The organism is Streptomyces sp. NPDC054932, from assembly GCF_053610205.1.
Window position 1 is genome coordinate 1 of the sequence record NZ_JBSGXU010000129.1, and the last position, 23,231, is coordinate 23,231.

The 23,231-nt window shown below is 70.7% G+C and carries 23 protein-coding genes; 3 read left to right on the plus strand and 20 right to left on the minus strand.

Features of this window, described 5'->3' with window-relative positions; all coding sequences use genetic code 11:
- Positions 1–110 precede the first annotated feature (110 nt).
- Positions 111–1,655 carry a serine hydrolase gene (locus ACWGE1_RS28220; RefSeq protein WP_453423279.1) on the plus strand — a complete coding sequence of 515 codons (1,545 nt, stop codon included), beginning with the start codon at positions 111–113 and terminating at the stop codon, positions 1,653–1,655.
- A gap of 20 nt (positions 1,656–1,675) precedes the next feature.
- Positions 1,676–2,680 (plus strand): pseudouridine synthase, encoded by a 1,005-nt coding sequence (locus ACWGE1_RS28225; RefSeq protein WP_453423280.1) that lies wholly within the window; start codon positions 1,676–1,678, stop codon positions 2,678–2,680.
- Positions 2,681–2,738: 58 nt separating this feature from the next.
- On the opposite strand, the gene ACWGE1_RS28230 is transcribed toward ACWGE1_RS28225, so the two are convergent.
- The 15 genes from ACWGE1_RS28230 to ACWGE1_RS28300 all read right to left on the minus strand — a co-directional run bounded on the left by ACWGE1_RS28230 (position 2,739) and on the right by ACWGE1_RS28300 (position 17,622).
- Positions 2,739–3,848, minus strand: a complete 1,110-nt coding sequence (locus tag ACWGE1_RS28230; protein WP_453423281.1) for a CU044_5270 family protein — start codon at positions 3,846–3,848, stop codon at positions 2,739–2,741.
- The gene (locus ACWGE1_RS28235) at positions 3,848–4,474 is read right to left on the minus strand and encodes an RNA polymerase sigma factor (RefSeq protein ID WP_453423282.1); all 627 of its coding nucleotides are present in this window, start codon (positions 4,472–4,474) and stop codon (positions 3,848–3,850) included. Before ACWGE1_RS28235 ends, ACWGE1_RS28230 begins: the two co-directional genes overlap by 1 nt.
- A gap of 91 nt (positions 4,475–4,565) precedes the next feature.
- A complete protein-coding gene (locus tag ACWGE1_RS28240; RefSeq protein ID WP_453423283.1) occupies positions 4,566–5,228 on the minus strand; it encodes a helix-turn-helix domain-containing protein in 663 nt (220 codons plus the stop codon).
- 91 nt (positions 5,229–5,319) lie between these two features.
- Positions 5,320–8,160 carry a DEAD/DEAH box helicase gene (locus tag ACWGE1_RS28245; protein WP_453423284.1) on the minus strand — a complete coding sequence of 947 codons (2,841 nt, stop codon included), beginning with the start codon at positions 8,158–8,160 and terminating at the stop codon, positions 5,320–5,322.
- 46 nt (positions 8,161–8,206) lie between these two features.
- Positions 8,207–9,106: a diacylglycerol kinase gene (locus ACWGE1_RS28250; RefSeq protein WP_453423285.1), complete on the minus strand. Its 900-nt coding sequence runs from the start codon at positions 9,104–9,106 to the stop codon at positions 8,207–8,209.
- An 81-nt stretch (positions 9,107–9,187) separates the two neighbouring features.
- Complete coding sequence (tatC, locus tag ACWGE1_RS28255; RefSeq protein WP_453423286.1) at positions 9,188–10,153, minus strand: twin-arginine translocase subunit TatC; 966 nt, start codon at positions 10,151–10,153, stop codon at positions 9,188–9,190.
- 47 nt (positions 10,154–10,200) lie between these two features.
- Positions 10,201–10,494 carry a Sec-independent protein translocase subunit TatA gene (gene tatA, locus ACWGE1_RS28260; protein ID WP_453423287.1) on the minus strand — a complete coding sequence of 98 codons (294 nt, stop codon included), beginning with the start codon at positions 10,492–10,494 and terminating at the stop codon, positions 10,201–10,203.
- Positions 10,495–10,663: 169 nt separating this feature from the next.
- Positions 10,664–10,864: a hypothetical protein gene (locus ACWGE1_RS28265; protein ID WP_453423288.1), complete on the minus strand. Its 201-nt coding sequence runs from the start codon at positions 10,862–10,864 to the stop codon at positions 10,664–10,666.
- Between the two features lie 26 nt (positions 10,865–10,890).
- Positions 10,891–11,118, minus strand: a complete 228-nt coding sequence (locus ACWGE1_RS28270; RefSeq protein WP_453423289.1) for a hypothetical protein — start codon at positions 11,116–11,118, stop codon at positions 10,891–10,893.
- Between the two features lie 14 nt (positions 11,119–11,132).
- The gene (locus tag ACWGE1_RS28275; RefSeq protein ID WP_453423290.1) at positions 11,133–12,101 is read right to left on the minus strand and encodes a helix-turn-helix transcriptional regulator; all 969 of its coding nucleotides are present in this window, start codon (positions 12,099–12,101) and stop codon (positions 11,133–11,135) included.
- Between the two features lie 92 nt (positions 12,102–12,193).
- A complete protein-coding gene (locus ACWGE1_RS28280) occupies positions 12,194–13,150 on the minus strand; it encodes a helix-turn-helix transcriptional regulator (RefSeq protein ID WP_453423291.1) in 957 nt (318 codons plus the stop codon).
- Positions 13,151–13,321: 171 nt separating this feature from the next.
- Positions 13,322–13,714, minus strand: coding sequence for an FKBP-type peptidyl-prolyl cis-trans isomerase (locus ACWGE1_RS28285; protein WP_453423292.1), 393 nt, complete (start codon positions 13,712–13,714; stop codon positions 13,322–13,324).
- A 28-nt stretch (positions 13,715–13,742) separates the two neighbouring features.
- Positions 13,743–14,684, minus strand: a complete 942-nt coding sequence (locus ACWGE1_RS28290; protein WP_453423293.1) for an FKBP-type peptidyl-prolyl cis-trans isomerase — start codon at positions 14,682–14,684, stop codon at positions 13,743–13,745.
- Between the two features lie 186 nt (positions 14,685–14,870).
- Positions 14,871–16,232 carry a Pup--protein ligase gene (gene pafA, locus ACWGE1_RS28295; protein WP_030016332.1) on the minus strand — a complete coding sequence of 454 codons (1,362 nt, stop codon included), beginning with the start codon at positions 16,230–16,232 and terminating at the stop codon, positions 14,871–14,873.
- 127 nt (positions 16,233–16,359) lie between these two features.
- Positions 16,360–17,622: an MFS transporter gene (locus ACWGE1_RS28300; protein WP_453423294.1), complete on the minus strand. Its 1,263-nt coding sequence runs from the start codon at positions 17,620–17,622 to the stop codon at positions 16,360–16,362.
- 134 nt (positions 17,623–17,756) lie between these two features.
- Here ACWGE1_RS28300 and ACWGE1_RS28305 point away from each other — a divergent pair, with 134 nt between their 5' ends.
- On the plus strand, positions 17,757–18,755 hold the full coding sequence (locus ACWGE1_RS28305) for a LacI family DNA-binding transcriptional regulator (protein ID WP_453423295.1): 999 nt from the start codon (positions 17,757–17,759) through the stop codon (positions 18,753–18,755).
- A 70-nt stretch (positions 18,756–18,825) separates the two neighbouring features.
- Here ACWGE1_RS28305 and prcA read toward each other — a convergent pair whose 3' ends face one another.
- The 5 genes from prcA to dop form a co-directional block, all read right to left on the minus strand.
- Positions 18,826–19,590 carry a proteasome subunit alpha gene (gene prcA / locus ACWGE1_RS28310; RefSeq protein ID WP_030016342.1) on the minus strand — a complete coding sequence of 255 codons (765 nt, stop codon included), beginning with the start codon at positions 19,588–19,590 and terminating at the stop codon, positions 18,826–18,828.
- Between the two features lie 46 nt (positions 19,591–19,636).
- On the minus strand, positions 19,637–20,476 hold the full coding sequence (gene prcB, locus ACWGE1_RS28315) for a proteasome subunit beta (protein WP_030233611.1): 840 nt from the start codon (positions 20,474–20,476) through the stop codon (positions 19,637–19,639).
- Entirely contained in the window at positions 20,428–20,661 is a 234-nt protein-coding gene (locus tag ACWGE1_RS28320; RefSeq protein WP_453423297.1) for an endonuclease VII domain-containing protein, read from the minus strand. The genes prcB and ACWGE1_RS28320 overlap by 49 nt, the downstream gene beginning before the upstream one ends.
- A 402-nt stretch (positions 20,662–21,063) precedes the next feature.
- Positions 21,064–21,276, minus strand: coding sequence for a ubiquitin-like protein Pup (locus ACWGE1_RS28325; protein ID WP_030233608.1), 213 nt, complete (start codon positions 21,274–21,276; stop codon positions 21,064–21,066).
- A 172-nt stretch (positions 21,277–21,448) separates the two neighbouring features.
- Positions 21,449–22,960, minus strand: coding sequence for a depupylase/deamidase Dop (gene dop, locus ACWGE1_RS28330; protein ID WP_453423296.1), 1,512 nt, complete (start codon positions 22,958–22,960; stop codon positions 21,449–21,451).
- Positions 22,961–23,231: the final 271 nt, after the last annotated feature.

A 23,231-nucleotide genomic window follows, 5' to 3' on the forward strand; every position in this document is an offset into this window, starting at 1 on the left:
GGCGTTTGAGGCGCGGGGGTCCGGGGGCAGCGCCCCCGGCAACGGCGCCGCACACGCCCACCGCCGGACGGCAACGGGCGCTCCGCGGCCCCCGGCAGGACAATGGCCCCATGCGTACGCTCCCCGCGCTCGGGGCAGCAGGGGCCGCGGTCCTCCTGACCGCGACGGCGGCGATGCCGGCAACGGCCGCGCCCAGCCCGCCCCCCGCCCCGAAACCCCAGATCACGGACGCCGCCGTCGACAAGGCCGTCGCCCGCCTCGACCGCACCGTCGAGGACATGATGCGCCGCACCGGGGTCCCGGGCGTGTCCGTGGCCGTGGTCCACGACGACAAGGTCGTCCACATCAAGGGCTACGGGCTCCGCAGGACCGGCGAGAGCGCGAAGGTCGGCCCCGACACCGTCTTCCAGATCGCCTCGCTGTCCAAGCCCGTCTCCTCCACGGTCGTGGCCGGCACCCTCACCGACCCCCAGGAGTGGGACGACCGGACCGTCCTGGCCGGCTTCTCCCTGAAGGACCCCTGGGTCACCGACCACGTCACCACCGCCGATCTGTTCTCCCACCGCAGCGGCCTCCCCGACCACGCCGGCGACCTCCTCGAGGACCTCGGCTACGACCAGGCGTACATCCTGGACCACCTGCGGCTGGAGCCCCTCGGCCCATTCCGGGCGAGCTACGCCTACACCAACTTCGGGTTCACCGCGGCCGCCGAAGCCGTCGCCCGCGCCAAGGGCACCAGCTGGCAGAAGCTCAGCGCCGACACCCTCTTCAAGCCTGCCGGCATGACCCGTACGAGCACCGAGTTCTCCGCGTTCGTCAACTCCCCCGACCACGCCGCCACCCACGTCAAGAACGCCGACGGCTCCTGGAGCCCGCGCTTCGTCCGCGACCCGGACGCCCAGGCCCCGGCCGGCGGAGTCAGCTCCACCGCCACGGACATGGCCCGCTGGCTGCGGCTGCAGCTGGCCGGCGGCACCCTCGACGGGAAGCGGATCATCCCGGCCGACACCCTCGCCCGCACCCACGTGCCCGCGATCGTGTCGCAGCCGACCAACGCCGTCGGCACCACCAGCTTCTACGGCCTCGGCTGGAACGTCGGCTACGACGGCGCCGGCCGCGTGCGCCTGAGCCACTCCGGCGCCTTCGAACTCGGCGCCAACACCAACGTCACCATGCTCCCGCTGGAGAAGCTCGGCATCGTCGTCCTGACCAACGGCGCCCCGGTCGGCCTGCCCGACGCCGTGGCCCTGGACTTCTTCGACTACGCCGAGCACGGCAAGGTCTCCACCGACTGGCTCGCCCTGGCCGCCTCCGCCTACGCCGCGGCTCTCGAACCCCCGGACGGGTCGACCACCGACTACGCCCACCCGCCCACCGGCGCGCAGCCGGCCCGGGACAGCGCCGCGTACACCGGAACCTACGACAACCCCTACTACGGCAAGGCCACCGTGACCGCCGACGACGACGGGGCACTCACCCTCGCCCTCGGCCCGGCCCCCCTGCGCTACCCGCTCACCCACTACGACGGGGACACCTTCAGCTTCGTGACCTCGGGCGAGAACGCGGTCGGCCGCACCGGGGTGGTCTTCGCCGACGGCACCCTGCGCGTGGAGTACCTCGACGCCGACCACCTGGGCACTTTCACCCAGCAGTAGCCGCATAGCCTGTCCTTCCGATGAGACGCAGAGCCCAGCCACCCCCCTCGCCCCTCCCCCAGCGCGCCGGCATCGACCCGGTGCGGCTGCGGCTGCCGCCCGACCCGGACGGAACATGGCCGGATCTCGGCGACTACCTCGCCGCGCGGTACGCCGGGACCCGCGGTGCCGATTCCGTCGCCCGCCTGCTGGCCGCGGGCCGGGTGCTCGGCGCCGACGGGCGGCCCCTGCGCGCGCAGGACCCGTACGAGCCGGGCGCCTACCTGTGGTTCCACCGGGACATGGAGCCGGAGCCGCGGGTTCCGTTCCCGATCTCCGTCGTGCACCGGGACCCGCACCTGCTGGTCGTGGACAAGCCGCACTTCCTGGCGACCACCCCGCGCGGCAGCCACATCACCGAGACCGCCCTGGCCCGGCTGCGCGAGGAGCTGGAACTGCCCGAACTCAGCCCGGCGCACCGTCTGGACCGGCTGACGGCGGGCCTGGTGATGTTCAGCATCCGTCCCGAGGACCGCGGCGCCTACCAGCTCCTCTTCCAGCGGCGCGAGGTGCACAAGGAGTACGAGGCCCTCGCGCCCCACGACCCGGCGCTCGCCGCCACCCTCCCCCGCACGGTGCGCAGCCGGATCGAGAAGGCCCGCGGGGTCATCGCGGCGGTCGAGGTGCCAGGCGGCGAGCCCAACGCCGAGAGCCTGGTCGAACTGATCGCCTCCCGGGGCGGCCTGGGCCGCTACCGGCTGACCCCGCACACCGGCCGCACCCACCAGCTGCGGGTGCACATGAACAGTCTGGGCCTGCCCATCCTGGGCGACCCGGTGTATCCGCGGGTCACGGATCCGGCCCCGGACGACTACCGCAGGCCGCTGCAGCTCCTGGCCCGGGTGCTGGCGTTCACCGACCCGGTCACCGGAGTCGCGCACCGTTTCGAGAGCGGCCGCACCCTTCAGGCGTGGGACGACCGTGCCGGCTGGGAGGCCGGCGGCGGGGCGGCGGACCGAACCGCCCCGGACGGCTCACCGGCCTGAATGCCCTACGGGCCGGTGCGCGGACGGGCCGGTGCGCGACGCAACGGTGCGCGGCCGGTCATCGGGCTGCGGCGGGCGTCTCCTTCATCCGGTCGACGACCGCGCGGGTCAGGACCGCGGTCGTCGACAGGACCGTGCCCGGCGTGATCAGGCCCTGCTCGCCGGAGTTGCCGTTGACCTGGACCGTGCGTTCGCCGAGGAACACCAGGGTGTTCCGGTCGAAGATCCATTCCGTGCGCTGTCCGGAGGCCTCGTCCAGGCGGGCGACCGCGACGCCCTGACGGCCCGCGGCGTCGGCGGCCTCGGCCACCAGGACCACTCCGGGGATCTTCGCGGCGGCCTTGTAGAGCGCGCCGGTGAGGGCGGCCGGCGGGTGGCTCCCGCGCAGCAGGTCACCGATGGTGACGAAGGCCTCCTGGTCGGGGGAGCTGCCCATGCCCCGGGTCTCCTTGTAGATCTTCTGCAGCAGCACGTCGGGATCGGTGGGCAGCGTGGCGAGGTAGTCGTAGGTGGGTGCGTTGAGGTACGGCTTCGGGGCCTTGCCCGACTCGGTCCTGCCGTCCAGGGTGAAGCCCTCGGGGCCGGTGTTGCCGGGCTCGATCAGCCAGCCCTTGGCGCCGTCCGGGGAGTTCCAGGTCTCGCGCAGGTGCGGCTGCTCGCTGACCAGGGTGCTCTTGCCGTGGTCGGTCCTCACGTAGGTGGTGGCCGACTGCACGCCGAGGTAGATGTACTGGCCCTTGCGCACCCCGGGTACGGAGGCGGAGGCCGCGGCCAGCGAGATCCGGTCCAGGAGCTGTACCGCCCCGGCGGGGTCGGCGGCGCCGATCCGGGTGGTCAGCACCGGGCCCGTGGCGATCGCGGAGCCCGGCCCGTCCGTGCCGTCCCCGCCCGATACGACGTGGACGCCGGTGGCGATCGCGCCGGCCAGGACGCAGAGGGCCACGGGTACGAGGATCGCCCGGCGCAGCTGCGGGCCGAGCCGCTTCGCGGAGCGGACGGGGGTGGCGCCGGCGGTGCGGCGCTCGTCGAGGTCGTCGCGGATCATGCCCATGAGCTGCTCCTTGTGGAACCGGTGGCGGTCCGCGGGGAGTTCCCGTTCGAAGGACGGCAGCAGACGAGCGCGCTCCTCCCGCTCGGCGGGGTCGGACGGGGAAAGGTTGGCGTTCATCAGATTCCTTCCTGTGCGGACCGGACCGCGTTCGCGCGGTCGCCGTGTATCTGTCGCGGGCGGGCGCCGAGTTCCCGTTTCTCCCTCTTCAGTTCCGCGTCGGCGAGTTTGCGCAGTTTGGTGCGGGCCCGGGACAGCCGGGAGCGGACGGTGCCGACCGGGACATCGAGGACCCGCGCGGCGTCGGCGTACTCCAGGCCCTCCCACAGACACAGGAGGAGGACTTCGCGCTCGGGCCGCCGCAGCGCGCTCAGCCGGCCCAGTGTGACGGCGATGCGCTGCCGGTCGTCGACCCGGCCGGCCACCTCGTCCGCGTGGTCGGGCACGGCCGCGGCCGCCGCGGCGCCCGCGGCGGCCATGGCGGCGGCCCGGTAACGCCGGTTGCTCCGGCAGTGGTTGCGGGCGAGGTTGGTGGCGATGCCCAGCAGCCACGGCCGGAGCGAGCCGCCCTCGGACTCCACCCGGGATCGCAGCCGCCACGCCTCCATGAAGACGGCCGACATGACGTCCTCCGCGACGGACCAGTCCCCGGTCAGCCGGAAGGCATGGTTGTAGACGGTGCGGGCGTAGCTGTCGAACAGCTCCGCGAAGGCGTCGGGATCCCCGGACCGCACCCGGGTACGCATTTCTGTGGTCACTCCTGTCGACTGTCCGGCACCCGGGGGCGGGTTCCCATGACCTGTGTCACATCGGGGAAGGGCCGCGGTTCCGGCCGGGTCACCGGCTCCCGGGAAGGCCGACGCCCGCGATCCGCAGCGCCGCGTCGGCGGTGGCCTCCGCGAAGGCCGTCACCGGCCGCGCCGGATCCGTACGGTGGATCAGCATGACGCCCTCGATGAGCCCGAAGACCAGATCACCACGGAGCGTCAGGCCCGCCTTGTCCCCGGCCAGTTCGGCGCCGACGCGGGTCGCGGCGAGCAGCACCCGGTAGGCGTCCTTGAGGTCGCCGCGCATTCGGCGGAACTGCGTGAAGCGCGAACCGCCGATCTCGGGCAGCAGATAGAGCGCCCCCAGGTTGTACGGCCCGCCGCACAGCAGCAGCACGTCGGAGCGGCACAGTTCCCACAGCCGCTGTGCGGCGGGCCGCCCGCCATCGGCCAGCAGCTGCCTGGCCAGCACCAACGAGGGTGCCACCGTGGACTCCAGGAGCTCGGCGAGGAGCTCCTCCTTGCCGCGGAAGTAGTGGTACATCGTGGCCTGGCGCATCCCGGCCCGTTCCGCCACCGCGCGCGTGGTGGTCGCCGCGTATCCCTGGTCGGTGAACAACTCGGCCGCCGCGCAGAGGAGTTCCTCGCGCGGCGGCCGGCCGCTCTCCGGTCTCAGCCGGTCGGCACGTGGCCGACCGACCCGTCTCGGACCATCGTCCGCTCCCCCACTCATGACATCGATCGTCGCACAGAGCACGCCGATTCGATCATGGCAAGAGATCAGATCAGGCCATCCCCGCCTTCGGAGGAAGCCCCAAAACCGCCTAGCCGACCGAGCTGTAGGCCACTACACCCCGAAGGAGCGCGTCCACGGCCTTGCGGGCATTTCGCGCCACCGTGCTCCCGCTGTCACCGGAGGCCGCCGGAGCCGCCGCCGCGACCTGCCCGAGCACGTCGATGACCTGCTTGCACCAGCGCACGAAGTCACCGGCCGGCATCTCCGCCTCGCGCAGCACCTCGTCCAGGCTCTTGTCGGAGGCCCACTGGTACACCGCCCAGGCGAAGCCGAGATCCGGCTCGCGCTGGCCGACGCCCTCCGCCTGGTTGATGCGGTGCTCCTCCTCCAGCGCGTCGAGGCGGCCCCAGATGCGGACCATCTCACCCAGCGCCTCCTTCGCCGCGCCGCCCGGCACCTTCGGCGCGACCGCGTCGTCGGACTGGCGCGCCTCGAAGACCAGAGCCGAGACGCAGGCGGCCAGTTCGGCCGGGCTCAGCCCTTCCCAGACCCTGGCCCGCAGGCATTCGGAGGCCAGCAGGTCCAGCTCCCCGTACAGCCGGGCGAGCCGCTTGCCGTGCACAGTGACCTCGTCCTCGCGCAGGTAGTCCAGCTCGGTCAGCAGCGCGTGGATCCGGTCGAAGGTGCGGGCGATGGTGTTCGTCCGGCCCTCGATCCGCCGCTCCAGCGCTTGCGTGTCCCGCTTGAGCCGGTGGTAGCGCTCCGCCCAGCGGGCGTGGTCCTCGCGCTCGTCGCAGCCGTGGCAGGGGTGCGCCCGCAGTTCGGTGCGCAGCCGGGCGATCTCGCGGTCGTCGGCGGCCGCGGCCCGGCCTCGGGTGCGCCGCTCCACCGTGATGTGCCCGGCCTTGGTCCGCAGCTGGGACGCCAGGTCCCGGCGGGACTGCGGCGAGCGCGCGTTGAAGGTCTTGGGGATCCGCATCCGGTCGAGCGCCTCGACCGGGACCGGGAAGTCGATCGCGGCGAGCCGCTTGACCTGCCGCTCGGCGGTGAGCACCAGCGGGCGCGGGCCCTCGGCGTACTCGTACCCACGGCTGCCGTGGACCCGCCCGGCCGGCACGCCCGGGTCCAGGACCAGCGCGAGCCCGGCGAACTTGCCCGTCGGCACGTGGATGATGTCGCCCGGCTTGAGCTTCTCCAGCGAACTGGCCGCCTGCACCCGGCGCTGCGCCGCGCCCTGCTTGGCCAGGTCCGTCTCACGGTCCTTGAGGTCCCGGCGCAGCCGCGCGTACTCCTCGAAGTTCCCCAGGTGGCAGGTCATGCCCTCCTGGTAGCCCTCCAGGCCCTCCTCGTTGCGCTGCACCTGCCGGGAGATCCCGACGACCGAGCGGTCGGCCTGGAACTGCGCGAAGGAGGTCTCCAGCAGCTCGCGCGAGCGGTGCCGCCCGAACTGGCTGACCAGGTTCACGGCCATGTTGTACGAGGGCTTGAAGCTGGAGCGCAGCGGATACGTACGGGTACCCGCGAGCCCGGCGAGCCCCGCCGGGTCCATGCCCCGCTGCCAGAGCACCACCGCGTGGCCCTCGACGTCGATGCCGCGCCGTCCGGCCCGGCCGGTCAGCTGCGTGTACTCGCCGGGGGTGATGTCGGCGTGCTGCTCGCCGTTCCACTTGACCAGCTTCTCCAGGATCACCGTGCGCGCGGGCATGTTGATGCCCAGCGCCAGGGTCTCCGTGGCGAAGACGGCCTTGACCAGGCCGCGTACGAAGAGCTCCTCCACGACCTCCTTGAAGGTGGGCAGCATGCCCGCGTGGTGCGCGGCGATGCCCCGCTCCAGCCCTTCGAGCCACTCGTAGTACCCCAGGACGTGCAGGTCCTCGGTGGGGATGGAGGCGGTCCGCGCCTCGACGAGCTCGCGGACCCTGAGCCGCGCGGATTCGTCGTTGAGCCGCAGGCCCGCGTACAGGCACTGCTGGACCGCGGCCTCGCAGCCGGCCCGGCTGAAGATGAAGTTGATGGCGGGCAGCAGCCCGTCGTTGTCGAGGCGGGCGATGACCTCGGGGCGCGACGGGGTCCAGATCCGGCCGCGGGAGCGCCGCTCGCGCTCGCGGTCGGCCTCGCGGACCATCTTGCCGCGCCGCCGGTCCTTCGGACTGTAGGTGCGGCTGTTCTCGTCGCGGGCCATGCGCAGCAGGTCGGGATTGACCTCCCGGCGCGCGGAGCCGCGGCCGCCGTGGTCGGACTCCTCCTCGAAGAGGTCGTAGATCCGGCGGCCGGCCATGACGTGCTGCCACAGCGGTACGGGCCGCTCCTCGGAGACGATCACCTCGGTGTCCCCGCGCACGGTGTCCAGCCAGTCGCCGAACTCCTCGGCGTTGGACACGGTGGCCGACAGGGAGACCAGGGTCACCGACTCGGGGAGGTGGATGATCACTTCCTCCCAGACGGCCCCGCGGAACCGGTCGGAGAGGTAGTGGACCTCGTCCATCACGACGTGGCCGAGGCCGAGCAGCGACTGCGAGCCCGCGTACAGCATGTTGCGGAGCACCTCGGTGGTCATCACGACCACGGGCGCCTCGGAGTTGACGCTGTTGTCGCCCGTCAGCAGGCCCACCTTGTCGGCGCCGTAGCGCTTGACGAGGTCGGCGTACTTCTGGTTGGACAGTGCCTTGATCGGCGTCGTGTAGAAGCACTTGCGGCCCTGCTGGAGGGCCAGGTGCACGGCGAACTCGCCGACGATGGTCTTGCCCGAGCCGGTCGGGGCGGCGACGAGGACGCCTTTGCCGGCCTCCAGTGCCTTGCAGGCCTCGACCTGGTACGGGTCCAGATCGAATTCGTACATCTCGCGGAAGGGGGCCAGGGCAGAGGCCTCTTCGGCGGCGCGGATCCGGGCAGCGGCGTACCGCTCGGCGGGTGAGAGTTCTTCGGTCATCTTGCTGTCGAGCCTACCCGCCACCTCTGACAACAGTCGCGATCATTTAAGTGAGCAGGCGGACGGCCCGGGGAACGCACTCGGCGGTCACCGGCAGCACCCCCAGCGGCTCGCCGTCGGCGTACGCGGTGAGCCCCGCCGCCTCCAGGGTGATCTTCCGGGCACGGTGGACGGTGACCTTCGGGTGGCCCAGGTGCCGGCCCCGGTAGACCTGCGGGAACACCTTCAGCAGGGTGGTCCGGCTGCAGTCGCCGACCACCGTGATGTCGAAGAGCCCGTCGTCGGGGACGGCGTCCGCGCAGATGCGCATGCCCCCGCCGTAGGAGGACCCGTTGCCGACGGCCACCAGCGTGGCCTCGGTCTCGATCACCGGCCCGTCGTCCAGGGTGATCCGGTACGGGAAGGGCCGGAAGGCGGCCAGCTCCGCGAGCATCGCCAGGTCGTACTTGAACCGGCCGGCGGGCAGCCGCATCCGGTTGCCCCGGTCGTTGACCCGCGAGTCGAAGCCGGAGCACAGCACGGTCCCGTACCACTTCTCGCAGTCGGCGCCGCGGAGCCGGCCCAGGTCGATCTCCCGTATCCGGCCCTCCTTGACGGCTTCGGCGGCCATCCGGCCGGCCTGCGCCGGCTCCCGTACGGGCAGGCCCATCGCCCGCGCGAAATCGTTGCCGGTGCCCACAGCGACCACCCCGAGCGGCACCGGCGACCCCGCGAGGGCCTGCAGCGCCAGGGAGACCATCCCGTCACCGCCCACCGCGATCACCGCGCCGGTGCCCTCACGGACGGCGGCCGTCAGCCGGGCCAGCGCGTCCGGGGCGTCCGTGCCCACGACGGTCCGCACGGAGAACCCGGCGGCCCGGACGGCCGCAGCGGCCGGCTGCGCGGCGTGCGCGCCCCGGCCGCGTCCGGCGGTGGGATTGACGAAGAGGGTGACCTCGTGGCTCATCCCCGGGAATGTACCGGAGGCCGCTGTCGGCGCCCGGCCGCCCCCGGGGACGCCTCCCGGCGGTGGCCGGGGGCGTACCGGTCAGGTGGCGTCGTCGTAGCCGTTGATCCGCTGGCGTCCGCCGTCGGCCTGCTCGGGCAGCGCCGCGGGGGCCGGGACGGATTCCAGCGCGCCGATCGGCGCCGGGGTGAGGTCGAGCTCGGAGGCCTCGTCGTCGCTCAGCCCCGCGTCGGGGTTGTTGCGCCGGCGCCTGCGGTCGTTGAGGAGGCAGAGTCCGAGGGCGGCGAAGTAGAGGGCCACGATGGGCAGGGCCAGCGCGAGCATGGTCGGCGGGTCGCCGGTGGGCGTCGCGAAGGCGGCGAAGATCGTGATGCCGAGGACCATGCCCCGCCACCAGCCGGCCAGCCGCTTGCCGGTGAGGACACCGGTGAAGTTCAGGAGGATCAGCAGCAGCGGCAGCTCGAAGGCCAGGCCGAACACGATCACCATGCGGGTGACCAGGTCGAGGTAGTCGTCGACCGGCAGCAGGTTGCGCGCGTGATCGGGGGTGAACTCCAGCATGATCATCGCGGTCTGCGGGAGGATCTTGTACGCGAGGACCGCGCCGGTCAGGAAGAGGGGCGCTCCGACCGCGACAAAACTCCGCGCGTACTTCTTCTCGTGGCTGTGCAGCCCGGGCGCGGCGAACGCCCACAGCTGGTAGAGCCACACCGGCGCGGAGAGCACCACACCGGCCATCAGTGAGACCTTCAGGGCGATCGAGAAAGCCGAGATCAGGCCGTTCACGGTCATGTCGGCGCAGGGGCGGCCGTTGCGCTGGGTCACCACACCATTGGTGCAGCCGACGGAGTCGAGCATCGGCTTCAACAGGAAATTGATGATGTCCCGGTAGAAGAAGGCGGCGATGATCGTGATCACCAGGATCGCGATGACCGACTTCAGCAGGCGGTTCCGCAGCTCACGCAGGTGCTCGACGAGAGGCATGCGCCCTTCGGCGTCCTTTGCCTGCCGTTCCTTCTTCTCCTGCTTGCGGGCAGAGTTGAGCAACCCACGTCCCTTGTCTCGTTGCAGATGACTGGCGTGTACGGCGGGTGTCAGCCCTGGGCGCTGCGGTTCGGCTCGCTGACCGGACGGGAGCTGCTGACGTCACCGGGCGCGGCCTGGATGGTGCGCGGGGCGACCGGCTGCTGGGCGGACTGGTCCGCGGCGGGTGCGGCAGCGGCGGCGTCGCCCTCGCCGTCCTTCTTCATGGCCTTGGCCTCGCTCTTGAGGATGCGGGCCGACTTGCCGAGGGAGCGGGCCATGTCGGGGAGCTTCTTGGCGCCGAACAGCAGGATGATGACTCCGAGAATGACGAAGATTTCCCAACCCCTGAGGTTGCCGAACATAGGTATCTTCCTTTTCTCCGAGGTTCACAGCACACCGGACGGGCGCCTAGGACGGTCTCTATGGAGGATCGTAACCCCAGGGGGTTAACGCCCGGCAATCCCCGGGCGTCCCCGCGCTTGCGTCCCGGCCGGTTGTTAATGCCCCGGTCACACACATTCGTCCCACTTGCTACGGACGTACGCCATGTCCGGCCCTGGCCAGGTCCACGGCCGCCCGCTCAAGATCCGCCGAAGCGTCGGTGATCCGGCGGCTCGCCTGCGCCACCTGCACGGACAGTCTGCGCACCTCCCCGTACACCCGCACGGCCAGTACGGCGAGCACGGCCACTCCGAGGAAACCCAGGGCAATTGCGAACATCGGCCACAGCATGGGGCGAGCCTAGGCCACCGGCCGGTTCAGATGCTGCGCAGGGTGCTCACGCCACCACCGGTCAGCAGCTCCACGATGCGCTCACCGGCCGGTTTGCGTACGGCAGCACCGCATTCAGGACAGGTGAAGGAGTAGAAGGTGGCCCGTCGGCTGCCACCGATGGCCAGCCGCAGCGCGCCCGCGTCCAGCTCGAAGCGGGCGCGGCAGTCGGGGCAGGATGCCTTGAAAGCGACGGGCCCGGACATTGGCGACATCGACCGCGTTCCCCTCAGCCCTGTTCCCCGTACCCCGCGAGTGCTTCTCGAGCGGCGCTCCGCGCGCTCTCCGCCAGCTCTGCGGGGGCCACGATCCGCCCCTCGCGCCCGAGCCGCAGCGCGAGCCGCCGCAACGAGGCCGGATCCGGACTGCGCAGCGTGATCCGCAGACCGCCCCCGGCCAGTTCCTCCGCACTGTCGTGCGGGTAGTACTCGGCGACCCAGCGTCCGCCCGGCCCCACCTCGACCACGACCTCCGGGTCCTCGGCGGCCGGCTGGACCAGGCCCTCGGACAGATCGCGCGGCTCGATGGCGGGCGGCTCGGCCCGCTCGTCCAGCAGCCGGATCTCCGCGACCCGGTCGAGACGGAAGGTGCGCCGCGCCTCGGAGAGGTGGCACCAGCCCTCCATGTACGTGTGCCCGACCGCGAAGAGCCGGATCGGGTCGACCGTGCGCTCGGTGAGCTCGTCGCGCGCGGGCGAGTAGTAGCGCAGCCACAGCCGCCGGCGCTCCGCGATGGCCCGGTCGACGTCCGCGAAGACCCCGCCCTCGGACTCGAAGGTCACCGACAGCCGGGAGCTGGCCCCGGCCACCTCGCCCGCGGCCGCCTCCAGCTTGGCCGTGGCCCGCAGCAGGGCGTCCCGGTCGCTCTCGCGCAGCCCGGGCAGGGTCGCCACCGCACGCGCGGCCACCAGCAGCGCGGTCGCCTCGTCGGCGGCCAGCCGCAGCGGCTCCGCGGTGGACTCCCCCGAGGCGTCGGGATTGCGCCACCAGATGCGCTCCCCGTCGGTGTCGATGTCGAGCAGGTCCCCGCCCCGGAAGCTCGTCCCGCACATGGGCAGCACGTCGAGGTCCGAGATCAGCTCGTCCTCGGTGATCCCGAAGGCGCGCGCGACGTCCGCGACGTGCGCACCGGGGCGCTCGCGCAGGTACGTCACCAGGGACAGCATCCGGCGGGTCTGGTCGATGGCGTTGGCAGCCATGCTGGTACGTCTCCCCCTCAGGGCACGTCTGTGGATGTCGCTGTTGTCGAAGGGTGCGGCCGCGGATCGGCCGCCGGGCCCGTGGACCCCGGTCAGGCCCCGGCGACGGCCCGCAGCCGGGCCACCACGTCCGCCCGCAGGTCGGAGGGTCCGACCACGACGACGTCGGGCCCGAACTCCACCAGCCAGGCGTCCAGCCCGTGCCCGTAGGGGATCTCCAGCTCGTCCCAGCCGTCCCCGCCCTCGCGCACCGCGGTGGCCTTGGCCCGCAGCGGGTAGCCCGCCCCGGCCCGCAGCCGGATCAGCGCGGACCGGTCCGCGCTCTCCCCGGCCCAGCTCGCCACGGTCTCCCGTACGGTCACCACGTCCGGCACCTCGGCGGTGTACTTCGCGGCCCGGGAGCGGACCTTGCCGGTGATCCGGGAGAGCCGGAACACCCGCTCCGCCCCTCGGTCGCGGTCATAGCCGGCCAGGTACCAGTGGCCGCGCCAGCACTCCAGCGCCCAGGGCTCCACCTGACGGGTCTCGGGCCGGGCCGCGGTCGACTTGCGGTAGTCGAAGACCACCGGCCGCCGGTCACGGCAGGCGAGCATCAGAGGCTCGAAGGCCGCCTCGTGGACCGGGATGCGCGGCTCGATCGCGCTGTGCTGTCCCTCGTACGGGTCCTCGGCCTCGGGCATGCCGCCCGCGCGCAGCTTCTGCAGGGCCCCGCTGGCGGCACCGGCCAGCCGCGCCTGCTGCCAGACCTTGGCCGCCAGCCCCAGGGCGGCGGCCTCCTCGGCGTCCAGCGAGACGGGCGGCAGCCGGTTGCTGTCCCGGCGGGCCAGGTAGCCGGTCTCACCGTCCAGGTTCTCCACCGTCTCGATGACGAGCCCGAGTTCACGCAGATCGTCCTTGTCCCGCTCGAACATGCGGTTGAAGGACTCGTCGTTGCCTGCCTCCATGTAGGCCTCGATGGAACCGCGCAACTCCCGCTTGCTGAGCGGCCGGCGGGTCCCCAGCAGACACAGCGCCAGATTCATCAGCCGCTCGGCCTTGGCAATCGCCATCGACGCCCTTCCGCCCTTCTCCGCCTGCACATCCGTCGGACCGTCACACGGGCAGCGACCGGATGCGGACGGGCCCTTGACCGTTGACCGTACCGCCCCGGCGCGCCCGGGCAAAAAGCGAGGGCCCCCGCCGGACGGCGGGGGCCCCTGCACCGATCGCGGATGTCCGGATCAGCCGACCTTGACCAGGTCGCAGACGAAGATCAGCGTCTCGCCCGGGGCGATCGCGTTGCCCGCGCCGCGGTCACCGTAGGCCAGGTGCGCCGGGATCGTCAGCTTGCGACGGCCGCCGACCTTCATGCCCTGGACACCCTGGTCCCAGCCGGCGATGACCTGGCCGACACCGAGCTGGAACTGCAGCGCGGAACCGCGGTTCCAGGAGGCGTCGAACTCCTCGCCGGTGGAGAAGGCCACACCCACGTAGTGCACGGAGACGAGGTCGCCCTTCTTGGCCTCCGCGCCGTCGCCGACCCATTCGTCCTTGATCACGAGGTCCTTGGGGGCGTCGCCCTCGGGGAAGTCGATCTCGGGCTTCTGGAGGTCACTCACGGAACTTCTCCTCATACGTACGAAACGGTCAACCGGAACAGTCTTACATCACCGCGAGGATGTCGAGGCTGAAGACCAGCGTCGACTTCGCCGGGATGGTGCCCTGCTCCTTGTCCCCGAAGGCCTGGTCCGGCGGGATGACCAGCAGGATGCGGCTGCCGACCTTCTTGCCGATCAGGCCGTCCTTCAGACCCTTGACCGAGAGCTCACTCAGCGGCCACGTGACCGTCTGGTCGCTGGTGTAGGTGCTCTCGAAGGACTTGTCGTCCTTCCACGTCTTGCCGTTGAACTTGACGACGACGTTGTCGGCTTCCTTCACGACCGCGCCGTCGCCCTCGAGGACGTAGTTCGAGACCAGCTTGGCCGGCTCGGCGGTGTCCTTCGGGACGGTCACGGAGACTTCCTTGCCGTCCGCGTTCGTGCCGACCTTGGGCAGGTCCTTGTTCTCCTGGGCGACCTCCTTGCCCGTGGCCGAGGCCGGGACGGTCGCGCCCTTGACGATGTCCACGACGAAGACCAGCGTGGCGTTCGGCTTGATCTTTTCGCCCGAGCCCTGCGCCCCGTAACCGAGCTCCGGCGGAATCACCAGCTGGACGCGGCTGCCGACCTTCTGGCCCTCCAGGCCCTGGTCCCAGCCCTTGATGACGGCGCCGGCGCCGATCGTCAGGTCGAACGGCGCGGGCCGCCCGAAGCTCTGGTCGAACGGCTCCTTGCCGTCCCACACCTGGCCGAGGTAGTTGACCTGCGCGATGTCCTTCTTCTTCAGCACCTGCCCGGTGCCCTCGCTGATGGTCACCACCTTCAGCTCCTTGGGCGGCGCGCCCTTCCCCTTCGACAGGGTGGGCGTCTCCCCGAACGCGGCTCCCTTGGTGATCGCGGGGGCCCCGTTCTTCATCTGGGCGGAGTCGGAGCCGCTGTCATCGCCACACGCTGCGGTCGTCAGCAGCAGGAGGGGTACGACAAGCAGGCCGGCAAGTCGGCGCACGGGTTCCTCAGATCTCAGACGGCAAAGCGGTCGCTCGCCACTCTAAGCCGTGCGCAGGGCCCCGTACGAGAGACGTACGGGGCCCCGACGAGGAGTGCGATGTCACACTACGGTCACTCTGCGCTCCTCCGAGCCGTCCGACATGCCGTTCTGCACGCCATCCTGCGTGCCGTCCTGCGTGCCCTCCTACATGCCGGCGATCAGCTTCTCCACCCGGTCGTCCACCGACCGGAACGGGTCCTTGCACAGCACCGTCCGCTGCGCCTGGTCATTGAGCTTCAGGTGCACCCAGTCGACCGTGAAGTCCCGCCGCTGCTCCTGCGCCCGGCGGATGAAGTCGCCGCGCAGCCGCGCCCGCGTCGTCTGCGGGGGCACCGACTTGCCCTCGAAGATCTTGAGGTCGTTGCAGATCCGCGCCGCCTGCCCCTTGCGCTCCAGCAGGTAGTACAGCCCGCGCCGGCGGTGGATGTCGTGATACGCGAGGTCTATCTGAGCCACCCGCGGATTCGACATGGTCATGTTGTGCTTGGCCCGGTACCGCTCGATCAGCTGGTACTTCATGACCCAGTCGATCTCGGTCCCGATCCGGTCCAGGTCCTCCGCGTCGATCGCGTCCAGCGTGCGACCCCACAGCTCCAGCACCTGGTCCACCACGCCGGTACGGATCCCCCGGCGCTCGGCGAAGTCCACGGCCTTGTCGTAGTACTCCCGCTGGATCTCCAGCGCCGAGGCCTCCCGGCCGCTCGCGAGGCGCACCTTGCGCTGACCCGTGATGTCGTGACTGACCTCGCGGATGGCCCGGATCGGGTTCTCCAGGGTCAGGTCCCGCATCACCGTGCCCGCCTCGATCATGCGCAGCACCAGATCGGTGGCCCCGACCTTGAGCAGCATGGTCGTCTCGGACATGTTCGAGTCACCCACGATGACGTGCAGCCTGCGGTAGCGCTCGGCGTCCGCGTGCGGCTCGTCCCGGGTGTTGATGATCGGCCGCGAGCGGGTCGTGGCAGAGCTGACGCCCTCCCAGATGTGCTCGGCCCGCTGACTCACGCAGTAGACCGCACCCCGCGGCGTCTGCAGCACCTTGCCGGCGCCGCAGATCAGCTGCCGCGTGACAAGGAACGGAATGAGAATGTCCGCCAGGCGGGAGAATTCCCCGTGCCGGGCCACCAGATAGTTCTCGTGGCAGCCGTACGAGTTGCCCGCCGAGTCGGTGTTGTTCTTGAAGAGGTAGACGTCGCCCGCGATTCCCTCCTCGTGCAGGCGGCGTTCGGCATCGACGAGCAGACCTTCGAGAATGCGCTCGCCTGCTTTGTCGTGCGTGACCAACTCGGTCACGTTGTCGCATTCGGGAGTTGCATATTCCGGATGCGAACCCACGTCGAGGTACAGGCGGGCGCCGTTCCGCAGGAAGACATTGCTGCTGCGGCCCCATGACACAACACGGCGGAAGAGGTAGCGCGCCACTTCGTCAGGAGACAGTCGGCGCTGTCCCCTGAACGTGCACGTGACGCCGTACTCGTTCTCCAGCCCGAAAATGCGGCGGTCCATGACTGAACATTACGCCTTCTGCCCTCTTCTGAAACCGGGTTCGGGAGCGCCGTTTCGATCAGGCCCCCGGAGCAGGCCGCCGAACGGCCCGATCACGGCCCGATCGGCCCATCCGCGCACCCACCGATCAGGGCGCCGACGAGAGTCCCGACGACACGTCACGGGAGCCGTCCGACACACCGTCAGACGAACCCGCCACCGCCCGGCTGCGGCCGCCCGTTGCCAGCACCCGCTGAGTGACCATCAGAACCAGCAGCGCCGAAACACCCGCCGCGCCCGCCACCCCGAAGCCCGCCGGCGTACCGCCCAGCTCCACCGCGGGCCCCGCCGCCGCCGTACCGATCGCCGCACCCACACCGAAGAACGTCACCAGCCACGAGAACGCCTCCGTCACCGTCCCCGCCGGCGCATGCCGGTCCACGACGATGAACGCACACGCCAGAGAAGGCGCCAGGAACACACCCGACAGCGCCGACAGCGCCGTCATCGCCACCGGCCCCGGAACCAGCATCAACGGCAGGTAGCAGACCGCCAGCAGACCCACCAGCAGCCGCAGCCGCCGCTCCGGCGCACCCGCCCACTGCCGGGCACCGTAGAACACACCGCCGATCAGCGCACCCAGCCCCAGCGCAGCCATCAGCCAGCCGTACACCGCCTGACCGCCATGACCGTCCGCGTACGCCACACCGGCCACCGTGATCGAACCCAGCGCCATGCCCACGAAGAAGAACGCACCCAGCAGCGCGAGCAGCCCCCTGGAGCGCAGCGCACCCAGCCAGTGCGCCTCCCGCGGCGCCGAGCGCCACTTCCGGGACGGCTCACTGACCACCACGGACAGCGCACCCAGCACACCGATCGCGTTCAGCGCCAGCAGCGCCCCGGCCGGGGACCACATCGCGACGAACAGCGTCACCAGCAGCGGACCGACGGTGAACATGACCTCCTGGGCCACCGCGTCCATCGCGTACGCGGCGTGCACCTTCTCCTCGCGCCCGCCCAGCACCCCCGGCCACAGCGCACGCAGCCCGCCCTCCAGCGGCGGCGTGAAGAGCCCGGCGATCACCACCGCGGCATACGCGGCCACCGCCGACCCCGTGCCCGCGAGCGCCAGCCACACCATGCCGAGCGCCGAGGCCACCGCGGCCGGCAGCTGGACCCGCGGCTGCCCGAACAGGTCCACGGCCCGGCCCAGCAGCGGCTGACCCACGGCGTTCGCCAGCCCGTACGCGGCGGCCAGCGCCCCCGCCAGGCTGTAGCTGCCGCCCTCGGCACGCGTGAACAGCACGATCGCGATCGGCCCGGTGGCATTGGGCAGCCGGCCCACGAGCGTGCCCACCAGCAGCCTCGCGGCGTGCCGGGTCCTCAGCAGCTCCGCGTATCCCGCGGCCATGTCTGCCCCCTTCTGCCCGGATCCAGCCGGGGTAATACGTATAACGTGACGCGTCATACGTACCATGGCCGCAGTCCGCCGGTCCACCCCACCAACCGGACGACACCCCCGACCTCGCACTTCAGGAGCCCCGTGTGACGAGACCCACCAGCCGCGACGTGGCCACCGCCGCCGGGGTCTCCCAGGCCACCGTCTCCCTCGTCCTCGGCGACAAATGGCCCGGCCGCGTATCCGAACGCACCGCCGCCCACGTCCGCGAAACCGCCGCCCGCCTCGGCTACCGCCCCAACCTCGCCGCCCGCAACCTCCGCCTCGGCACCACCCGCACCGCACTCCTCGTCGTCCCTGCCCTCACCAACGAATTCTTCGCCCGCGTCTACACCGGAGCCGCCCGCATCGCCGCCGAACACGGCTTCGGCGTCGTCCTCTACCCCTCCCCCGACGGCACCGGCCCCGCCCGCGACCCCTTCGCCTCCGCCCGCGCCGCCCTCGACGGAGTCATCGCCTCCTCCATGGCCGCCGACGCCCTCGACGCCATCGGCGGCAACACCCTCCCCCTCGTCATGCTCGACAGCGACCCCACCGCCGGCACCGCCGCCGCCCACGTCAACCTCGCCATGGCCGACGGCATGCGCCAGATCACCGAACACCTCCTCACCCACGGCCACCGCCGCTTCCTCCACCTCGCCTCCGCCATCGACTCCTGGACCTTCGACACCCGCGCCGAAGCCCTGAGAGCCCTCCTGGGCCCCGGCACCGAGCTGCGCACCGTACGCTCCCCCCTCACCGTCGACGGCGCCAGAACAGCCATGGAGACCGCCCTGGCCACCCCCCGGGACCGGCCCACCGCCGTCGTCTGCGACGACGACATCCTCGCCGCCGGCGCCTGCAAGGCCGCGCGCCGCCTCGGCCTGCGCATCCCCGAGGACCTCTCCGTCACCGGCTTCGACGACCTCGCCCTCGCCACCGCCGTCGAACCCGAACTCACCACCGTCCACCTCCCCGCCGAGCGCGTCGGCGAACAGGGCATGACCGCCCTCCTCGCCGTCCTCGAAGGCACCCCCTGGACCGCCCCCGACCTCCCCGTCCACCTCGTCGTCCGCGACTCCTCGGGCCCCGCCCCCACCCCCTGACCCGACCCCGGACACGACGAAGCCCCGGCCCACCCCCGAAGGGGCGGACCGGGGCAACCGCCACACGGTCCTACTCGGCGTCGTCCTCCGGCGCCTCGTCGTTCGACACGGCGTCCGCCTGCACCGCCGCGGTCACGTCCGCCTCCAGCAACCGCGACAGCTGCCGGCCCCGGATCCGCTTGAACTTGCGCTGCTGGGCCCGCGTACGGTCCAGCACCGCCACCTCCAGCCGCTCCGCCGGAATCGTCTTGTCCGCACCATTGGCCTGGCTCGACAGCGCCTGCACCGCCAGCTTCAACGCCTCGGACAGGGTCATCCCGTCCTGGTGACGCTGATCCAGGAAGGTACTGATCTGCTCGGCATTGCCACCGACCGCGACCGAACCGTGCTCGTCCACGATCGACCCGTCGTGCGGCAGCCGGTAGATCTGGTCCCCGGCCGCGGTCGCACCGACCTCCGCGACCACCAGCTCCACCTCGTACGGCTTCTCACCCGCCGAGGAGAAGATGGTGCCGAGCGTCTGCGCGTACACGTTCGCCAGCCCACGGGCCGTCACATCGTCACGGTCGTAGGTGTACCCACGCAGATCCGCGTACCGCACACCACCGATCCGCAGGTTCTCGTACTCGTTGTACTTGCCGGCGGCCGCGAAGCCGATCCGGTCATAGATCTCGCTGAACTTGTGCAGCGCACGGGACGGGTTCTCACCGACGAACACGATGCCGTCGGCGTACTGCAGCACGACCAGGCTGCGACCGCGGGCGATGCCCTTGCGGGCGTATTCCGCCCGGTCGGCCATGGCCTGCTGGGGTGACACATAGAACGGAGTCGACACCGGCTGTCCGTCCCTTTCTTCTGGGCTCCTACGGGGCGACGGATGGTCAGAGCAGGGCGGCGCGCGGGCCGTCGGGCTGCTCCAGCCGACGGTTGGTGACCGTACGGGCGAGCTCCTGCGACTCGTCGTCGGTCAGCCTGCGGAACCCCTCGTCCGTGATCACGGTGACGATCGGGTAGATGTGGCGGTACAGATCCGGCCCACCGGTCGCCGAGTCGTCGTCGGCGGCGTCGTACAGCGCCTGGACGACCAGCGTGGTGGCCTGCTCCTCCGTCAGATCGGGGCGGAAGAGCTTCTTCATGGAGCCCCGGGCGAAGATCGAACCGGAACCGGTGGCGGCGTAGCCGTGCTCCTCGGAGCGACCGCCGGTCACGTCGTAGGAGAAGATCCGGCCCTTCTCCTTGGCCTCGTCGTAGCCCGCGAACAGCGGCACGACGGCCAGGCCCTGCATGGCCATCCCCAGATTGCTCCGGATCATGGTGGAGAGCCGGTTCGCCTTGCCCTCCAGGGACAGGGTCGTCCCCTCCACCTTCTCGAAGTGCTCCAGCTCCAGCTGGAACAGCTTGACCATCTCCACGGCCAGGCCGGCCGTACCGGCGATACCGACGGCGGAGTACTCGTCGGCGGGGAACACCTTCTCGATGTCCCGCTGCGCGATCATGTTCCCCATGGTCGCCCGCCGGTCACCGGCGAGGACCACCCCGCCGGGGAAGGTGGCGGCGACGATGGTCGTCCCGTGCGGCGCCTCGACGACACCCTCCGGCAGCTTGCGGTTGCCGGGCAGCATCTCGGGCGAGTGCGCGCCCAGGAAGTCCATGAAGGACGACGACCCCGGCGTCAGGAAGGCTGCCGGTAGACGCCCTGTGCTACGAGTGTTGGGTTCCACAGGTTTCCTTCCACGTAAGCGGCTGCACGCCTCATGACGTCCGGCCGATCCTTGAACTGCCCCAGGGCTGCGTTACAGCTGAAGCACAGTACGCCTCGGACCTTACCCGTCTGATGATCGTGATCAACGTGCTCGGCCGGAGCCGTCTGACAGATCACGCAGACCCCGCTCTGAGCGGCGATCATCTCGTCGCGCTGAGCCTCGGTGATGCCGTACGAACGCTTCAAGTGCCCAGCCCGGCCGTGAATGGCCTTGCACGCCTTGCACGAGTGGATAAGCCGTCAGACGCCGACGCGTTCTTGTGCCACTCGCTGTGCGGCTTGACCTGACCGCACAGCCGGCAGAGCTTGTGGCCGGACGGGACATCCACCTTCTCTTTGACGACCTTGCCCCTGGCCGCCTGACGTCGCCGGTAGTGCGCGGCACTGTACTCAGCCACGCACTCACGACACCTCGGCTGAAGGCCGTCGCCACGATTGCGGTCTAGGGCGAACCCGCTCAGCGGCACGTCGCGGCTGCAGCCGCGACACCACTTTGTTCCATTGGACATGGAGCCAATGCTGGCGAGTTCACCTTAGATTCGAAGGCTATTCGCCACCTTTTTGTACGAAACTCCGAACGAAATCCTCGGCGTTCTCCTCGAGTACATCGTCAATCTCGTCAAGTACGGAGTCGACGTCGTCGGAGAGCTTCTCCTGGCGCTCCTTGAGGTCGGTCGATTCCTCGACCGCCGCCTCCTCGACCTCCTCGGTCGAGCGCGTCGCCTTCTGCTGTCCGCCGCCGGTGTCCTTGGTCGCCATGTCTACCTCACCCCGCTCGGTTCGCACGCTCATGTCGAGAGACCCCGGGATTCGGGATCTCTCAAGATCAGACCCTATGTCGGACCCTATAGGGAGGGTCCGACATTCGTCCCCGTACTTTCACAGTCCGGTTCTCTTCATGATTCCCGGACCGGAGGTCTTTCAGGCCCGCTCACTGCCCCGAAAGCACCCGCACCAGATCCTCCGCCGTACGGCAGCGGTCCAGGAGCTCCTTGACGTGGTTGCGGGTCCCCCGCAGGGGTTCCAGCGTCGGGACCCGCTGGAGCGAGTCACGGCCCGGCAGGTCGAAGATCACCGAGTCCCAGGACGCCGCGGCCACGTCGTCCGCGTACTGCTCCAGGCAGCGGCCGCGGAAGTACGCCCGGGTGTCCTCCGGAGGCTTGCTCTGAGCCCGCTCCACCGCGGGCTCCTCCACCAGCCGCTTCATCTTTCCGCGGGCCACCAGCCGGTTGTACAGGCCCTTCTCGGGCCGTACGTCCGAGTACTGGAGGTCCACCAGGTGCAGCCGCGCCGCGTCCCAGCCCAGCCCGTCCCGGCGCCGGTAGCCCTCCAGGATCTCCCGCTTGGCGATCCAGTCCAGCTCCCCGGACAGGCTCATCGGGTCGCTCTCGAGCCGGCCCAGGACGTCCTCCCAGCGGCCCAGCACATCCTTGGTCTGCTCGTCCGCGTCGGACCCGAAACGTTCGTCCACGTACTTCCGTGCCAGCTCGAAGTACTCCATCTGCAGTTGCACCGCGGTCAGTGTCCGGCCGCTGCGCAGCGTGATCAGGTGCTTCAGGTCCGGGTCGTGGGAGACCTGGTGCAGGGTGCGTACGGGCTGGTCGACGGCGAGGTCGACGCTGATGAACCCGTCCTCGATCATGGACAGGACGAGCGCCGTGGTGCCGAGTTTGAGGTAGGTGGAGATCTCGGAGAGGTTGGCGTCGCCGATGATCACGTGCAGCCGGCGGTACTTCTCGGCGTCGGAGTGCGGCTCGTCCCGGGTGTTGATGATGGGGCGCTTAAGGGTGGTCTCCAGGCCGACCTCGACCTCGAAGTAGTCCGCGCGCTGGCTGATCTGGAAGCCGTGCTCGCGGCCGTCCTGGCCGATGCCCACGCGTCCCGCGCCGGTCACGACCTGTCGCGAGACGAAGAAGGGGGTCAGGTGGCGCACGATCTCCGAGAAGGGGGTTTCCCGCTTCATCAGGTAGTTCTCGTGCGTGCCGTAGGAGGCGCCCTTGTTGTCGGTGTTGTTCTTGTAGAGGTGGATCGGCTGGGCACCGGGCAGCTGGGCGGCGCGTACGGCGGCCTCGGCCATGATCCGCTCGCCGGCCTTGTCCCAGAGGACGGCGTCGAGCGGGTTGGTGATCTCGGGCGAGCTGTATTCGGGGTGTGCGTGGTCGACGTAGAGCCGTGCGCCGTTCGTGAGGATGACGTTGGCGAGGCCGATGTCCTCGTCGGTCAGCTGGCTGTTGTCGGCGGCCTCGCGGGCGAGGTCGAAGCCGCGGGCGTCCCGCAGCGGATTCTCCTCCTCGAAGTCCCAGCGGGCGCGTCGCGCCCGGTGCATCGCCGCCGCGTAGGCGTTGACGATCTGGGACGAGGTGAGCATGGCATTGGCGTTCGGGTGCCCCGGGACGGAGATCCCGTACTCCGTCTCGATCCCCATTACTCGCCGTACGGTCATGCGGCCCTCCTTGCCCGGCGGCGCTCCCCTTTCGGGAGCGGCGCTCAAGTACCGCTGGTGCTCCGGTGCGTGTGACTGTGCGGTGCCCGTCCCCGCACTGCGCGTCCGGCGGTACGGAAGAGCCTAGAACCACTGCGCGCTCGTGGGGAGATCATTTCCGTCATTGGATCCGCCTCGTCACCGGCTGAAAGCGGCCGGTAAAGCGGTGGGGCAAAGCAGGCGGCTGCGGATGCCCGGGGAGGGCAACACAAACCCCTACCGGTCAGAGGGT

Coding starts and splice junctions, on each gene's coding strand:
- ACWGE1_RS28220 (WP_453423279.1), top strand. CDS start 111: ATGCGTACGCTCCCCGCGCTCGGGGCAGCAGGGGCCGCGGTCCTCCTG.
- ACWGE1_RS28225 (WP_453423280.1), top strand. CDS start 1,676: ATGAGACGCAGAGCCCAGCCACCCCCCTCGCCCCTCCCCCAGCGCGCC.
- ACWGE1_RS28230 (WP_453423281.1), bottom strand. CDS start 3,848: ATGAACGCCAACCTTTCCCCGTCCGACCCCGCCGAGCGGGAGGAGCGC.
- ACWGE1_RS28235 (WP_453423282.1), bottom strand. CDS start 4,474: ATGCGTACCCGGGTGCGGTCCGGGGATCCCGACGCCTTCGCGGAGCTG.
- ACWGE1_RS28240 (WP_453423283.1), bottom strand. CDS start 5,228: ATGAGTGGGGGAGCGGACGATGGTCCGAGACGGGTCGGTCGGCCACGT.
- ACWGE1_RS28245 (WP_453423284.1), bottom strand. CDS start 8,160: ATGACCGAAGAACTCTCACCCGCCGAGCGGTACGCCGCTGCCCGGATC.
- ACWGE1_RS28250 (WP_453423285.1), bottom strand. CDS start 9,106: ATGAGCCACGAGGTCACCCTCTTCGTCAATCCCACCGCCGGACGCGGC.
- tatA (WP_453423287.1), bottom strand. CDS start 10,494: ATGTTCGGCAACCTCAGGGGTTGGGAAATCTTCGTCATTCTCGGAGTC.
- ACWGE1_RS28265 (WP_453423288.1), bottom strand. CDS start 10,864: ATGCTGTGGCCGATGTTCGCAATTGCCCTGGGTTTCCTCGGAGTGGCC.
- ACWGE1_RS28270 (WP_453423289.1), bottom strand. CDS start 11,118: ATGTCGCCAATGTCCGGGCCCGTCGCTTTCAAGGCATCCTGCCCCGAC.
- ACWGE1_RS28275 (WP_453423290.1), bottom strand. CDS start 12,101: ATGGCTGCCAACGCCATCGACCAGACCCGCCGGATGCTGTCCCTGGTG.
- ACWGE1_RS28280 (WP_453423291.1), bottom strand. CDS start 13,150: ATGGCGATTGCCAAGGCCGAGCGGCTGATGAATCTGGCGCTGTGTCTG.
- ACWGE1_RS28285 (WP_453423292.1), bottom strand. CDS start 13,714: ATGAGGAGAAGTTCCGTGAGTGACCTCCAGAAGCCCGAGATCGACTTC.
- pafA (WP_030016332.1), bottom strand. CDS start 16,232: ATGGACCGCCGCATTTTCGGGCTGGAGAACGAGTACGGCGTCACGTGC.
- ACWGE1_RS28300 (WP_453423294.1), bottom strand. CDS start 17,622: ATGGCCGCGGGATACGCGGAGCTGCTGAGGACCCGGCACGCCGCGAGG.
- ACWGE1_RS28320 (WP_453423297.1), bottom strand. CDS start 20,661: ATGATCGCCGCTCAGAGCGGGGTCTGCGTGATCTGTCAGACGGCTCCG.
- ACWGE1_RS28325 (WP_030233608.1), bottom strand. CDS start 21,276: ATGGCGACCAAGGACACCGGCGGCGGACAGCAGAAGGCGACGCGCTCG.
- dop (WP_453423296.1), bottom strand. CDS start 22,960: ATGACCGTACGGCGAGTAATGGGGATCGAGACGGAGTACGGGATCTCC.